Origin of the sequence: Okeania hirsuta, assembly GCF_003838195.1 — a bacterium.
GTDB lineage: Bacteria > Cyanobacteriota > Cyanobacteriia > Cyanobacteriales > Microcoleaceae > Okeania > Okeania hirsuta.
In genome coordinates this window covers 1-13,405 of sequence record NZ_RCBY01000196.1, presented here as the reverse complement: position 1 = coordinate 13,405, position 13,405 = coordinate 1, and the positions used below count along the sequence as shown (strand labels likewise).

The window sequence follows — 13,405 nt, the reverse complement described above, 5'->3', positions numbered from 1 at the left end:
TTAATAATTAATAATTAATTATTAATTATTAAGGCTTGCGCTCATAAAGCTAAAAGTCAGGATAGCTAAGTTCATTGCATTAACTGATATTGGTTAAAGCATTTTTTTGTCGAAAAAAGTGCCAGCTTTTCAGCTCAAAGAGCTGCAAAAAGCTAGTACTTTGAGACGATTATGGCAGAAAAATATTGGGACAATTTTTCCGACTATCTCTTCTATAATTCCCATTTCTCCTGTCTCCTACTAAAAGACTTTTTCAGCAAACCCCAATTATCAACTATCAATTATTCATTGTAATTTCTTCACATATAATGGCCGAAACCGTTGCCTGTTTCACCTCAAATCGACCCGTCCCCGCGTCCCCGTGTCTCGATGTCCCCGTGTCCCCGCGTCCCCGTGTCCCCGTGTCATACTTGTTACAGCTCACTTATTCCCTAGCGCATAGCGCTATACAACTCCATCACATCTTTTATGGCCATTCGAGAACTAGCTCCTAAGTTCAGAGATGAAATGTGGCCTCGACTCAGATGGTCAGCCGCCGCACAACCAATCATGGCCGCATTATCTGTACAGAATTTGAGGGGAGGAAATAGTACCTGTAAATTATTCTTACTTGCTGCTCTACTTAAGTGCCATCGCAACCCACTATTTGCAGCTACACCTCCACCAATCGCAATTGTATTTAATCCATAATCTAGCGCACAGGCGATCGCTCTTTTTGTTAACCCCTTCGCTACAGTTTCTTGAAAGCTAGCTGCAATGTCCTTAGTTATTGAAGACTCAGGTAATAATTCATGGCCTTCTGTTTCCAATTTTTGAATTAATCGCAACACAGCAGTTTTTAGTCCACTGAAACTACAATCATAGGGGTGATAGCCACCTTCAGGTAAAGAAATTTTCCCTTCAGGTAGAGAAAAAGCCGATCTATTACCCTCTGCTGCCAATTTATCAATTATGGGGCCTCCCGGATAGCCAAGTTTCAATAATCTAGCCACCTTATCAAAAGCTTCTCCTGCAGCATCATCCCTTGTTTGGCCTAATGTTTCATAAACACCACAATCTTTGACATAAATTAAACTTGTATGGCCCCCAGAAACCAACAAACAGAGAAAAGGTGGTCTTAATTCTGGTTGACTAAGATAAGTCGCGTAAATATGACCTTCTAAATGATGCACTCCCACAAATGGCTTTTCATGGACAATAGCCAGAGTTTTTGCTGCCGTTATTCCCACTAACAAAGCGCCAACCAAACCAGGGGCACAAGTAGCTCCAATACCATCAATATCTGGCCAATCTAAATCTATCTCTGTAAAAGCCTGAGCGATCGCCTGATTGATTATTTCTAAATGTTGCCGTGAAGCTATTTCTGGGACCACACCTCCATAAAAACTGTGAATATTAATTTGTGACTTTACGATATTACTTAAAACTTGATGATTCTTAACAATTGCCACAGACGTTTCATCACAACTTGTTTCTATAGCTAAAATAGTTGTCATTGACTGATAAATTTATAAAAATAGCTTGATTACTGTCAGCTTCAAATTTATCATTTCCATTAAGAAAATCCCTACTTCAGCTTAATTTAGCTACAGAAGAATGGGTAATTGTCAACACTTTGTAATAAAAGGAAACAATTTTATGAGACGATTGTTGGCTTTAGTTTTAGCCATAAGTCTTTGGGCAACTGGTGCATCAGCAGCATCAGCATATAACTTAGTGCCATGTTCAGAATCACCTGCTTTTCAGGCACGAGCTGAATATGCTCGCCCTACTACCGGCGATCCAGAATCTGGTAAGAAACGATTTGAACGTTATTCACAAGCACTTTGTGGAGAAGACGGACTACCTCATTTAATAGTAGATGGTAGTCTGAATCGCGCTGGAGATTTCCTCATTCCTAGCATTTTATTCTTGTATATTACAGGTTGGATTGGTTGGGCCGGTCGTTCCTATCTACAAGCAATCAAATCTGGTAAGAATCCAGAGGAAAAAGAGATTGTTATCGACGTTCCTTTAGCAATCCAAAAAATGCTAGGTGCAGCTCTATGGCCAGTGTTGGCATTAGGAGAATTTACCTCTGGTAAAATGTTTGCTGAAGAAAACGAAATTACTGTTTCCCCACGCTAAAACATTAACTAAGGAATTAATAAAAACTAAGTAATTGTAATTAGTATAAAAATACTAATTACTAACTGCCAAAAGTCCCAAAACAATGTTTTTTAACATTGTCTAAACAATACCTGATTTGACAATCAGTTTTTAGGAGAAATATTCATGCAAGACCTACTTAAGTATCTATCAACAGCCCCAGTTCTGGCTGCAGCCTGGATGATTATCACAGCCGGAATTTTAATTGAGTTTAATCGTTTTTTCCCAGACTTACTTTTCCACCCAATGTAAAAGCCAAAAAGTTAACTCAGACTTATCTGGATTAATCTAAAGTATGAAACAAAATGTAGATTAAATTCTGAATCAATATTCAGATGAAAAATAGTGGTTAATTCAGAAATCACAATTCTAGACTAATAGTCCGTCAAGCAAAAAATGATGAGTATGTTGAGTATCAAAGCCTTATAAATAAGTGTTATTGAGAAATAGTAACTTATTAAATATAACTTGATAGACTACTATAGCTGAAAATCTGATTTCTGAAACCACTCTAAAATTTAGCTGTTGCCAACTCAGTTATCATCTTGTCTTGAATAAAAAAGGAACTTAAGCTGAAGGTTGAGAAATAAAGGTGATAAATTGGTAAACAACGTAAGCATTCAGCTATTAGCAGTCAGCGCTTCAGCAATTAGTAGTGATGGAAGAAGGCAGCTATGCTGTTTCCGTAGCATGACCTAGGAAAGGGAAAATTGCTTATAAATTTAAACCCCAAAAAATTTTAAGCACTGTTTAGACGGTGGGGTATTAAACCCGCTACAAAAAAAGTAATTACTTCTCAAATTTGGAAAGGGGACTCATGGCAGTAACTTTATTATTCAAACTCAATTTTTCAATTGCTTTGACCTTCCCCAAAATTAATTGCTGATAGCTAATAGCTGACTGCTGAATGCTGACTAAACAACTACCTTTAGATCGGCGAATGAATTTGGTATAAATAATAAGGCAAACATCAAAAAGTTCCAACATAATAGCTGAAAAACAGACTTAATGAAATCCTATCTCGCAGCAGCAATATCAATGACAAGTGTGCCTGACTTGTCAAAAAATCTAGCACAGGCAGAAGAATTAATAGACTTAGCAGTCCGTCAAGGCGCAGAGTTAGTTACCTTGCCTGAAAATTTTCCCTTTTTAGGTGAAGAAAAAGAAAAAATTGACCAAGCAGAAGTGATCGCTACAGAAAGTGAAAAATTTCTCAAAACAACGGCTCAAAAATTCCAAATCACAATTCTAGGAGGTGGGTATCCAGTACCTACAAAAGATGGCAAAGTTTATAACGTTGCATCCCTAATAGATTCTAATGGCCAAGAAGTAGGTAGGTATGAAAAAGCACATTTATTTGACGTTAACTTGCCTGACGGTAATACCTACCGAGAATCAAACACTGTTAAAGCAGGAGTCAAGTTACCTTCAGTCTATTCATCAAAAGATTATGGTAATTTAGGCATATCAGTATGCTATGATGTAAGATTTCCTGAGTTATACAGATATCTCTCAAATGCCGGGGCTGAAGTCATATTCGTACCAGCGGCCTTCACTGCATATACAGGAAAAGACCACTGGCAAGTATTACTCCAAGCACGAGCAATAGAAAATACCTGCTATATCATTGCTCCAGCTCAAACAGGGAAGCACTATGGCAGAAGACAAACTCATGGCCATGCAATGATAATTGACCCTTGGGGTTTAATTTTGGCAGATACTGAAGATAAACCAGGAGTAGCAATTGCAGAAATTAACCCATCCAGATTAGAACAAGTTCGTAGACAAATGCCATCCCTACAACATCGGGTATTTACTTGAAGTACCACTCAGAACTCAGCGCTTCAGCCATCAGCTTCTCAAGGCGTATAATTAGGGATTAAAACCCCCATAAAAGGCGCACCACTAATTTTTCAAATAAGCGTGGGGAACTTAAACCCTTGAATTTTTAGCGCTCCAGCTAAATGCTGGCAAGTAGAGCATTCCGGAACAGAAAAGCTGATGGCTATTTAAAAAGGACTTCCTACGGAATGCGACCCAAACTCAAACAGCAGTTCAGCAGTTCAGCGGTCAGCTTTGCCCGGAAAGCGGAATTCCGGAACGGAGCAACCCAAGCTTTTCAGTCCGGACTGCTCCGCAAACAGATACCATTACATATGCACTACCTTTTGAGGATGAAGCGCTAGAGGGGGAGCTCTAACTGAAGCGCTAGTGCAGGATGGCGGAAATAACTAACCAGTTAAAAAAGGTTCAAAAGCTTGTACAATAACCTTTCTTCCCTTCTGCCTTCTGCTATCCTAGATAACTAAAGCCTCCTGCCTTCTGCCTTTTTGCGCTATTTAATTCTACCTTGACTAACGTTGCATATAACCCACATTCCGCACTTCAATTTGTAACATAAAAATTAGTATAAAATCTGTAGTTTGCTTAAGTATTTATACTATATAAATTATCTTCATTTACCTCTATCGGGAGTCAAATTCTCAGTTAAATATTAAGCATAAATACTTACTGAATCGTTGACTCCTATTGACCACTATAATTTTCTTCTTAATACATGACTTTTGAATTTTGACTGTCTTGAGTGCCTCTTACATTCTGGAGGCAATGTGTGCGGAACCATTTCCACAGTTTAGCGCCGTAGGAAACCTAGCCAATTAGCACTCGATGCATAACTTATATTTTTATGCTACGTTTTGTGGTGCGGAATGTAGGAGATAACGTCCCTACCTACTCTCCTACTCCCTCCCATACTCAGGATACGGGTTAAAAAGTTTTTGAGAAATGGTATAATTCCTGTCTAAAACTTTTTCAGGGACTTTCCAAAAATTTCCCATATTCTTTATTTCAAGTTAGATAGATATTTACGATACATTTTAGATAGTTAGATATTTTTTATATATACTCACCAAAAAATATTTTTATAACAAAAGATTAGCGATCCGTGCATAAAGTCCTGTTACATTAAGTCAAGATGATTTAGAAAAACTTAATGTTTAGTTCAATGGCAGGGTTCAATTTTTTGAATGAATTTTTCCTATTTCCTTTATCAGGCAAACTTCAACCGATACTAGCAACAGCGACAGAAACAGAAGTAGAACCAGCAATGGTAGTTGCAGGAGTCCTTTTGAGCCTAGTGGCAATTTATATAGCCAGCAAAGCAGGGGGCGAATTTTTTAACTGGCTAGGTTTTCCACCAGTATTAGGTGAACTAGTAGGAGGTGTAGTTATAGGTATTTCCGCCCTAAACCTGGTAATCTTTCCAGAAAGTGGGGCAGATAGTTCCGCATCCGTAGTTATCAGTATTTTAGAAGCAACAGCAGGTTTAGCCCCTGACGCTGCGGAAGCTACATTTCAAGTCCAAAGTGAAGTCCTCGAAGTTCTATCCGAACTGGGGGTGATCATTTTGTTATTTGAAATTGGCCTAGAATCCAACATTAGAGACTTAATGCAAGTGGGTATTCAGTCCCTAATTGTCGCAATTGTGGGAGTAACATTACCATTTGTCGCTGGTACAGCAGGAATGATGATGATATTCCATGTCTCAGCAGTACCAGCAATTTTTGCAGGAGCAGCTCTTACAGCAACCAGTATTGGCATTACTTCCAGGGTACTAGCAGAAATTAACCGCCTCAATACTCAAGAAGGTCAAATTATTTTGGGTGCTGCTGTTATAGATGATGTTTTAGGTATTATTATCCTGGCAGTAGTAGCAAGTTTAGCAAAAACTGGCGAAGTCGATGTAGTCAATGCGATCTATCTCATCATCAGTGCCAGTGTATTTTTGGTAGGTGCAATATTGTTAGGTCGCTTCTTTAATGACACCTTTGTTTTCTTTGGTGAAAAATTTAAAACTCGTGGACGAGCAGTTATTCCAGCTTTGACGATCGCATTATTTATGTCCTACATTGGTACAGCGATCCATTTGGAAGCCATATTGGGAGCTTTTGCCGCAGGATTGGTTTTAGATAACTTGGATCAAACAGAGGTAGGTAGAGAATTAGAAGAACTAATTCGTCCTATTTCTGATGTCGTCGTTCCCATTTTCTTCGTCACAGTGGGGACAAAAACCAATCTTGGAGTTCTCAACCCAGCTATTCCTACTAACCGTGAAGGTTTAGTTATTGCGATCTTCTTAATAGTTGTTGCTATTGTGGGTAAAGTTGCCTGTGGTTTTAGTGTCTTTGGTTTAGAGAACATTAACCGTTTAGCTGTTGGTGTTGGTATGGTGCCACGGGGTGAAGTTGGTTTGGTTTTTGCCTCAGTTGGTTCTGCTAGTGGCGCTTTATCCCCTGCTTTGGATGTAGCAATTATTCTTATGGTTATAATTACAACATTCTTAGCGCCTCCCTTGCTGCGAGTCGTGTTCGGAGAAGGAGAAGCAGAAGAAGTAACTGAAACTTCTGGGTAGTTATTTGCAAAAGGTAGAAGGTTAATTTTTAGATGGCTTTTCTATAACTCATAACCTTTATAGAACCCATTTGAGATCTATTTAACAAAGAGATAGGGACTCACCCCTAACCCCTCCCAGGAGGGGAATGTGGGGAGATGGGGAGATAGAAGCAAATTTCAACCTGCTTGGTGTACTATAGCAATGTGCGCTCAGGTATTTACAATGTCCAGCTCAAAGTGCAGTAAGCGAACAGGTGTACAAAAAATAATGTGTAAATATGCCAGCGCACATTGCTATACCTGCTGCGCTATCGGGCGGTGAGTGCAGTACGCCCTTCAGGTTCCCGTCTGTGGGCGAAACCTGCCTCCCCCACCCCATAGGTGCCCCGCCGAATTGAAGCAACTGCCCTACGCAAAGCTTCTCTGTTAGCGTAGGTCCTCCGGAGAAGGAAAGAAATACCCGAAGGGCCAGGGGTTTCATTCACTTTTGGCCTTATTCTCGTTCCTGAATCTCCTGACTTCACCACCGACTAAGTTCTGAGGACGGCAGTCAAAAGCACATACCCCCTGCAAAGATACGATCAGGGATTCTATATAATAAATCCAAAACTTTCCCAAAATCTACATTTTTTATGGCTCCCAAGTATAAATTAGGGAGGTATTTTTTTATAGTATCAAGTTTTATTCATTAGACTTAATCAAAATTCTTGTCAATTCTCAAGAGAATCTTTCAAAATTCGGCGTTGCTGATTCTGGGTATGATTTGATAATTTTGTATTTGGGATTTTTTATTTTGGATGGTTTGAACTACTTGTTAATATTAACTGTTCCCAGATCCGGTGTTCCCAGATCCGGTGTTCCCTATAAACCTACTTTCATACCTTAATTCAGCAATGCCCAAAATTCCTCCGACTCCCTTCTATTCAGTTTCGCTAATCAAGTCCAAAACTAATTTAGCTAATTCATCAGTTGCCCCAAGAGGTTCACTCAGGCAGAATTTAATAGCAGGGTATATTTGAGTAAATTGATTAACTGTATCAGCGATCGCATCAGTAATACCCCCATTAAACAGAAAATAAGGCAAAATTCCAATTCTTTGATATCCTTGTCTGATTAATATTTCAACTCTTGATTTCAGGTCGGGACAAACAGACCAATAAGCAGTACAAACCAAAACTTGACAACTACTTGCAAGAGACTCGGCTATTTTTTCCACAGGTTCATTGCCACCAGGACGACGACTACCATGAGAAATAACTACCCAAGCATCAGCAGTCACGGAAGTTACTTTAGCTGCCAGTAAACGTGCCATTTCTGGATGAGAACCAATATAGGGGCATAGAGTGATTTTACTTTGGCTATAAGTTTCTGAGTTAAATTCAGATTTTTGCTTACTTTTTTCCTTTGCTTTAACCTTGTGCCTGAATACCTCTACTTCTGCTGGAATATCCTCTGTGACATGAACTCCAGGTAATAAAAATAAAGGTATAATTTTAACTTGATTAATGTAGAGCGATCGCCTTTTTTCCCAAAAATCTTCAATTTGTTCGTGCAGAGATTTAAGTCCCAGTTCTAAAACTCCTGTACCAATCAAAGGACATTTGAGAAGATCATTACTTGTCAAATTTCCAGTTAAATTTATTTGCCTAGATAAAAGTCCAGCTAGTATGTGTAATTCTAGGAGCGATCGTGGGTCACGACTACCATGAGATACTAAAAAATAGGTTGATAGCAATTTTAACTTTGACCTAATTATTATATAGATATATAAATATTAAGTAACACTTTTGAACAATTTTCATCCTGATTTAATTAAAATTGTATGTATATTCCTACACATTAACTCTATTCACTTTCTCTGGATATTCGGTAAAAGTCCAATCAATCTCTAATGAGTGAATTTTGTTTTGTCCAGTATATCTATAAAGTGTTTAATTGATAATTAGAATACTTACTTTGTGCCCAGTTAATATTGGTAACTGTATATAAAGATTAAATATTTTCAAGAATAATCTGCTATAATTATGATAGATATCAATATACTAAAGTAGAAACCATACAAGGAGAAAAAAATGGCCAAAGAAGAAGTAAAAAGCGTTACCGTACTCCAAAGTGATGATGACTTTGGTGGCTCTCCAGACACCCTATATGGAAAGTCCCCCAAAAGTAAGAAAAAGAAAAAGAAAAAACAGGCACGTGCTTTGAAGCCTTTTGAAAAAATGGTATTTTCAATGGCTAAAAGCTATGACAAATCTAGTAAAGAGTATCGTGATCGTCACGAAAAATCTAACAAAAAGAAGAAAAACGGTTGGATTAAAGATTTCCCCAAAAACTATAACAAGGCTATGTCTAAGTTGGGTGGAAGTGGAATGGGTGTAATGGGTGTTAAGTTGTTTGAATAATTCAAATATTAATACCGATTAGCAGGAAATCCAAGTTATTAAGTCCCGAAAAATAAATATCTACTAAAATAATTATAGTTTAGTAGAAAATATTCAAAGGAGAAATAAAGTGGCGAAAGAAGATGTAAAAAGTGTTACCGTACTGCAAAGTGATGATGACTTTGGTGGTGCCCCATCAACCCTCTATGGTAAATCAGCTAAAAGGAAAAAAAGGAAAAAGAAAAAGCAGGCACGTGCTTTAAAGCCTTTAGAAAAAGCTGTATTCAGAACTGCAAAAATGTACGATAAATCCACCAAAGAATATCGTGATCGTCACGAAAGATCTAACCGGAAGAAGAAAAACGGTTGGATTAAAGATTTCCCCAAAAACTATAGCAAGGCTATGTCTAAATTGGGTATGGGTGGCTTCGGCTACATGGGTATTAAATTGTTTGAATAATTCAAATATTAATACTGATTAGTAGAAAGCCCAACTGATATAGAAAGTTTTACTGACAACTTTCATATAAACTTTAGACTAATTGGGGTAAATCGAAAAACTAGCTTTGGTTCATAACAAGTAAGTGAGACTTTTGAAAAAAAGAATCAGACTCAAGCAAAATCTTGATTTACTAAATGATCCACAGATAGAGTAGAAAGCTTAGGTGATAGTGTAACCTTGCTATTAGTAAGTTATGAGGAGTATGTCAAAAGTAATAATTGATTGCTATCATACTCCTCATAATTTCTATCAGTGAAGGGCAGGTGCAAAAGGGACTTTGTTAAACTAACTCAGGAAATATACAACCCATAACGGATGCAAGAAAAAAAATAATTGCAGGTTTTTGGTAAAATTTCCTCTAGTAACATAATAATTAGCAAGCATTAAGGAGATAAAAAAAAATGGTAATGTCATCTGATACAAGTGAAAAAAGCTTGAAGCAACAAGCAAACACGGTTGTTTTAGAGTTTGGAGGAGCTAAGAGTGACGATATCGATGATTTACGCAGAGGTGAGGGTAAGGTATTCAAAAGAATAGGCCAAACAATTGAAAAACTACAAGAATCAGGCGAAATTTCAGATAACATACAGCCCATAATTGTTATTTTAAAGAAAAAGAAAAGTAAAAAAGGACTTTTAGACTAAGAAGATTTTCTTACTATTTATTATAGTGAGTGTAAGTGTTGTAAGTTCCTTTAAAAGTTTCATAACTTAAGTTATGACTGGTGGAATAATGGTTTGATTGACTTCGAGTATTATGCTCGAAGTTATGTATGTTAGGTGAAATAGTGATTTTAGGTTCTTAAACTTATCTCCTAGTATTTAAGTAAAACTTGAATAAATTTCAGAGAAAGGTATGAGGTCTAAAAATTATAACATTTTTCCTGACAACATAAGTTAAATTAAGTAGTAAAAATTTAGGGAGAAAACAAAAATGAAACAACAAGCCAACACTATTATTTTAGAAATGAGTGGTGCAGATAAAGACGATATCTATGATTTTCGGAGGGGCGAAGGTAAGATCTTTAAAAGAATACGCTCGATTATAGAACAGTTAAAAGAAGAAGGTGAAGTGGATGAAAATGTACAGCCTGTAATTGCCCTAGTCCAGAAAAAGAAAGATAAAAAGGGACTCTTAGACTAGAAAAATTAAAACCTACGCAATGTACTAATTTTGCTTTCAAGTAGATAGCGAAATATCTTAACAGATAGAGTTGCGCTTTAAGTCCAATAACAATTCAATTAACTATGAAATCAAGCCCCCGCCTGTAGAGTGAGGGCTTGATATTTTTTTCCTGAAGGTAAATATTTTTTTTATGTAAAGGTGTATCAAAATCCCTTATACTACTTAAGAAATTATAAGCTCAAGTTGATAACGTGAACATACTATTAGTCTGCACAGAAAAGTTACCAGTGCCTAATGTCCGAGGTGGGGCTATCCAGACATACATAGACGGTATTCTACCTTACCTAAAACGAGAGCATGAAATCACAGTATTCTCCATAGCAGACCCTGATTTACCAGATCGAGAAATTAGAGACAATATTCGTTACGAGCGCACTACTGCCAACACTTCAGAAGAATACTATCAAATAGTAGCCAAATTTGTAGAAAGGAAAAATTTTGATTGGATAGTAATTTACAACCGTCCCAAGTATGTGTCCTTGGTTGCCAAAGCAGCTCCCAATAGTCGCTTTCTTCTTAGTATGCATAACGAAATGTTCTATGCTAAAAAAATTGAACCACAAGAAGCAATTAAATGCCTGGAACGAGTAGAAAAAGTAGTGACAGTCAGTAAATTTATTGCTGATGGTATTGCTAAGTTATTTCCAGAATATAAACACAAGCTGCAACCGGTATATGCTGGAGTAGACCTCAAGCGCTTTCAGCCAAGGTGGGCAGAAGGAGTAAAAGAGAAACGAGAAGCAATGCTGGCGACTCATGGGTTGGAGGGTAAAAAAGTAGTCCTCTGCGTGGGAAGGTTGACAGATAAAAAAGGACCTCATCTGTTAATATCTGCGATCGCCAAAATAATCAAAAAACATCCATCTGCTGTATTATTGCTAGTAGGAAGTAAATGGTACGGCAATAACAATGAAAATGATTATGTCCGTGAAATTAAAGCAGAAGCAGAAAAGTTAGGGCAAGCAGTTCAGCTGACTGGTTTTATCTCACCATCAGAAGTAGCAGATTACTTTTTGTTAGGGGATATATTCGTGTGTGCATCTCAATGGGAAGAGCCTCTAGCTAGGGTGCATTATGAAGCTATGGCAACAGGACTATGCACTATTACTACTGCTAGGGGGGGAAATCCTGAAGTAATTGTTCCCGGAAAAAATGGTATTGTCATCTCAGACTACGACAATCCTGATGCCTTTGCTACTGAGATCAACTACTTATTGTCAAAACCAAAGAAGAGTGAAAAAATGGGAAGAACAGCACGTGATCTAGCAGAATTATATTACAGTTGGTCAAGAGTAGCTTGGGATATTTTGAGTATTATTAATGACTCAACATCAATTTCGGTAGAAACGCTACAAGACATAAAAGAAACTAAGGAAGCAGGATAAATCTAAATTTGTCCGCATTTTGTGAAAGGAAAAAAAGGATATAAAGTCTAAATATTTCTTAGCTTAGTCTGATTTTCATAGGTATTGGTAAACATAAAACTAAAAGCAATAGCTGCACATTAATATATGAAAAATGAGCAATAATTTTCGGCGTTGTTGAATAAATGTATGATTTCACAGGATTCAAGAGTCAGGATTCAGGAGGACTAAGCCAGGAGTCAGGGACTAAGCCAGGAGTCAGTAGGTAGAAAGGAGTTTTTCGGTGATTAAATAGGAAGAAATAGGTATAATTTGCACTATTGTTTTGGCTAAAAATTTACCACTAGTTGAATTTCTCAAATCAGCAACGCCGAATTTTCTAAATTAATTGATCTTCTCCAGTATCGCTCCCTAAATCAATCCGATCAAAAAGCTTACACTTTCCTTAAGAATAGTGAAAAAGAAATAGAAAGTATCAGTTACAGAGAATTATAGCGCTGCGCGCAGGCAACAGGCAATAGGGGGAATAAAAAGCTGATAATATAAGATTTTAGCTATTGGACACCTCCTGCAATTTGTAAATATGCCAGCGCACATTGCTATAGATGAAAAAGCACAGGCGATCGCTGTAGAGCTTCAAAAGCAGCAGATGGGTAGCAAAGAAAGGGCGTAGTATCTGGTGATGGTGCCTATGATATAGCTGCCGCACTTGCTCCACCAACAGCGCAATTGCTACCAGGAGGCCAAAAACAGAGGTGCAAAACCAATCATACCACCTCGTAAAGATGCCGTGCCACAGCACAGCATGGCAAGAGCAAAGCTTCACCCCATCCCAGGGATGAAAACCTTAGACAGATTCATTTTGTAAGGTGGGGTGAAATAAATGGAAGCGCAAGAGTGGTTACTATCGACGTTCCCTATCTGTTTGCGCAGCATTCCGTAGGAAAACTATACTGAAACAAAAATGGTTATTCTTAAGTTGGATAGCAGTTTTTATTACCACCAGCTTTATATAAGCAGTGATTTTGCCGCGATTAAATACCGACTTCGTGGGATTTATAAATCATAAAACAAGATGCTTGTCAATCCCATAAAATCAACCCATTTTGAAAAAAAGGCGCTGCTGAATCAAGGGATGAATCTTTTTTGAACAGGTAAATCTCATCCTTAATACTTCATACTTCTTTTTTGTCCAAGCATACAATTCATCCCACAAATATGCAACGCCGAAAAAAAAGTACACCTTTCCTCTTAGACTTTAGACAGTAATGGATATGTCCCTTTTATTTCTATCGCAAGAGAAATGTTCCTTTGGGGAGGGTCATAAATCCGTGAAAGTAAATTCCTGCCAGGCGTTCGCGCCTCGGCCAAGAAAAAAAAGAGCGATCGCCCCAGGATATAAGCGATCGCTCTTACTTATAGCGGTTTTCACA

At 37.7% G+C, this 13,405-nt stretch carries 11 protein-coding genes; 9 read left to right on the top strand and 2 right to left on the bottom strand.

The window, feature by feature from the left end; genetic code table 11:
- Window positions 1–431 precede the first annotated feature (431 nt).
- On the bottom strand, window positions 432–1,496 hold the full coding sequence (gene tsaD / locus D5R40_RS24480; RefSeq protein ID WP_124143072.1) for a tRNA (adenosine(37)-N6)-threonylcarbamoyltransferase complex transferase subunit TsaD: 1,065 nt from the start codon (window positions 1,494–1,496) through the stop codon (window positions 432–434).
- Window positions 1,497–1,638: 142 nt separating this feature from the next.
- Between tsaD and D5R40_RS24475 the strand changes: the two genes are divergently transcribed.
- From D5R40_RS24475 to D5R40_RS24460, 4 genes are all read left to right on the top strand, one after another.
- On the top strand, window positions 1,639–2,127 hold the full coding sequence (locus D5R40_RS24475) for a Photosystem I reaction center subunit III (protein WP_124143071.1): 489 nt from the start codon (window positions 1,639–1,641) through the stop codon (window positions 2,125–2,127).
- Between the two features lie 147 nt (window positions 2,128–2,274).
- Window positions 2,275–2,400, top strand: a complete 126-nt coding sequence (gene psaJ / locus D5R40_RS24470; protein ID WP_124143070.1) for a photosystem I reaction center subunit IX — start codon at window positions 2,275–2,277, stop codon at window positions 2,398–2,400.
- A 756-nt stretch (window positions 2,401–3,156) separates the two neighbouring features.
- On the top strand, window positions 3,157–3,969 hold the full coding sequence (locus tag D5R40_RS24465) for a carbon-nitrogen hydrolase family protein (RefSeq protein WP_124143069.1): 813 nt from the start codon (window positions 3,157–3,159) through the stop codon (window positions 3,967–3,969).
- A 1,183-nt stretch (window positions 3,970–5,152) separates the two neighbouring features.
- The gene (locus D5R40_RS24460; protein WP_124143068.1) at window positions 5,153–6,559 is read left to right on the top strand and encodes a cation:proton antiporter; all 1,407 of its coding nucleotides are present in this window, start codon (window positions 5,153–5,155) and stop codon (window positions 6,557–6,559) included.
- Between the two features lie 900 nt (window positions 6,560–7,459).
- Here the strand turns inward: D5R40_RS24460 and D5R40_RS24455 are convergent.
- The gene (locus D5R40_RS24455; protein WP_240041647.1) at window positions 7,460–8,275 is read right to left on the bottom strand and encodes a sirohydrochlorin chelatase; all 816 of its coding nucleotides are present in this window, start codon (window positions 8,273–8,275) and stop codon (window positions 7,460–7,462) included.
- A 337-nt stretch (window positions 8,276–8,612) separates the two neighbouring features.
- Between D5R40_RS24455 and D5R40_RS24450 the strand changes: the two genes are divergently transcribed.
- The 5 genes from D5R40_RS24450 to D5R40_RS24430 all read left to right on the top strand — a co-directional run bounded on the left by D5R40_RS24450 (window position 8,613) and on the right by D5R40_RS24430 (window position 11,993).
- Window positions 8,613–8,942 (top strand): DUF6312 domain-containing protein, encoded by a 330-nt coding sequence (locus D5R40_RS24450; protein WP_124155349.1) that lies wholly within the window; start codon window positions 8,613–8,615, stop codon window positions 8,940–8,942.
- A 109-nt stretch (window positions 8,943–9,051) separates the two neighbouring features.
- Window positions 9,052–9,381 carry a DUF6312 domain-containing protein gene (locus tag D5R40_RS24445; protein ID WP_124155348.1) on the top strand — a complete coding sequence of 110 codons (330 nt, stop codon included), beginning with the start codon at window positions 9,052–9,054 and terminating at the stop codon, window positions 9,379–9,381.
- Between the two features lie 443 nt (window positions 9,382–9,824).
- On the top strand, window positions 9,825–10,067 hold the full coding sequence (locus D5R40_RS24440) for a DUF6200 domain-containing protein (protein WP_124155347.1): 243 nt from the start codon (window positions 9,825–9,827) through the stop codon (window positions 10,065–10,067).
- A 289-nt stretch (window positions 10,068–10,356) separates the two neighbouring features.
- Window positions 10,357–10,566, top strand: coding sequence for a DUF6200 domain-containing protein (locus D5R40_RS24435; RefSeq protein ID WP_124155346.1), 210 nt, complete (start codon window positions 10,357–10,359; stop codon window positions 10,564–10,566).
- A 233-nt stretch (window positions 10,567–10,799) separates the two neighbouring features.
- Complete coding sequence (locus tag D5R40_RS24430) at window positions 10,800–11,993, top strand: glycosyltransferase family 4 protein (RefSeq protein ID WP_124155345.1); 1,194 nt, start codon at window positions 10,800–10,802, stop codon at window positions 11,991–11,993.
- Window positions 11,994–13,405 lie beyond the last annotated feature (1,412 nt).

Excerpts from the sequence above, each read along its gene's own strand:
- tsaD (WP_124143072.1), bottom strand. The coding sequence starts at position 1,496 with ATGACAACTATTTTAGCTATAGAAACAAGTTGTGATGAAACGTCTGTG.
- D5R40_RS24475 (WP_124143071.1), top strand. The coding sequence starts at position 1,639 with ATGAGACGATTGTTGGCTTTAGTTTTAGCCATAAGTCTTTGGGCAACT.
- psaJ (WP_124143070.1), top strand. The coding sequence starts at position 2,275 with ATGCAAGACCTACTTAAGTATCTATCAACAGCCCCAGTTCTGGCTGCA.
- D5R40_RS24465 (WP_124143069.1), top strand. The coding sequence starts at position 3,157 with ATGAAATCCTATCTCGCAGCAGCAATATCAATGACAAGTGTGCCTGAC.
- D5R40_RS24460 (WP_124143068.1), top strand. The coding sequence starts at position 5,153 with ATGGCAGGGTTCAATTTTTTGAATGAATTTTTCCTATTTCCTTTATCA.
- D5R40_RS24450 (WP_124155349.1), top strand. The coding sequence starts at position 8,613 with ATGGCCAAAGAAGAAGTAAAAAGCGTTACCGTACTCCAAAGTGATGAT.
- D5R40_RS24440 (WP_124155347.1), top strand. The coding sequence starts at position 9,825 with ATGGTAATGTCATCTGATACAAGTGAAAAAAGCTTGAAGCAACAAGCA.
- D5R40_RS24435 (WP_124155346.1), top strand. The coding sequence starts at position 10,357 with ATGAAACAACAAGCCAACACTATTATTTTAGAAATGAGTGGTGCAGAT.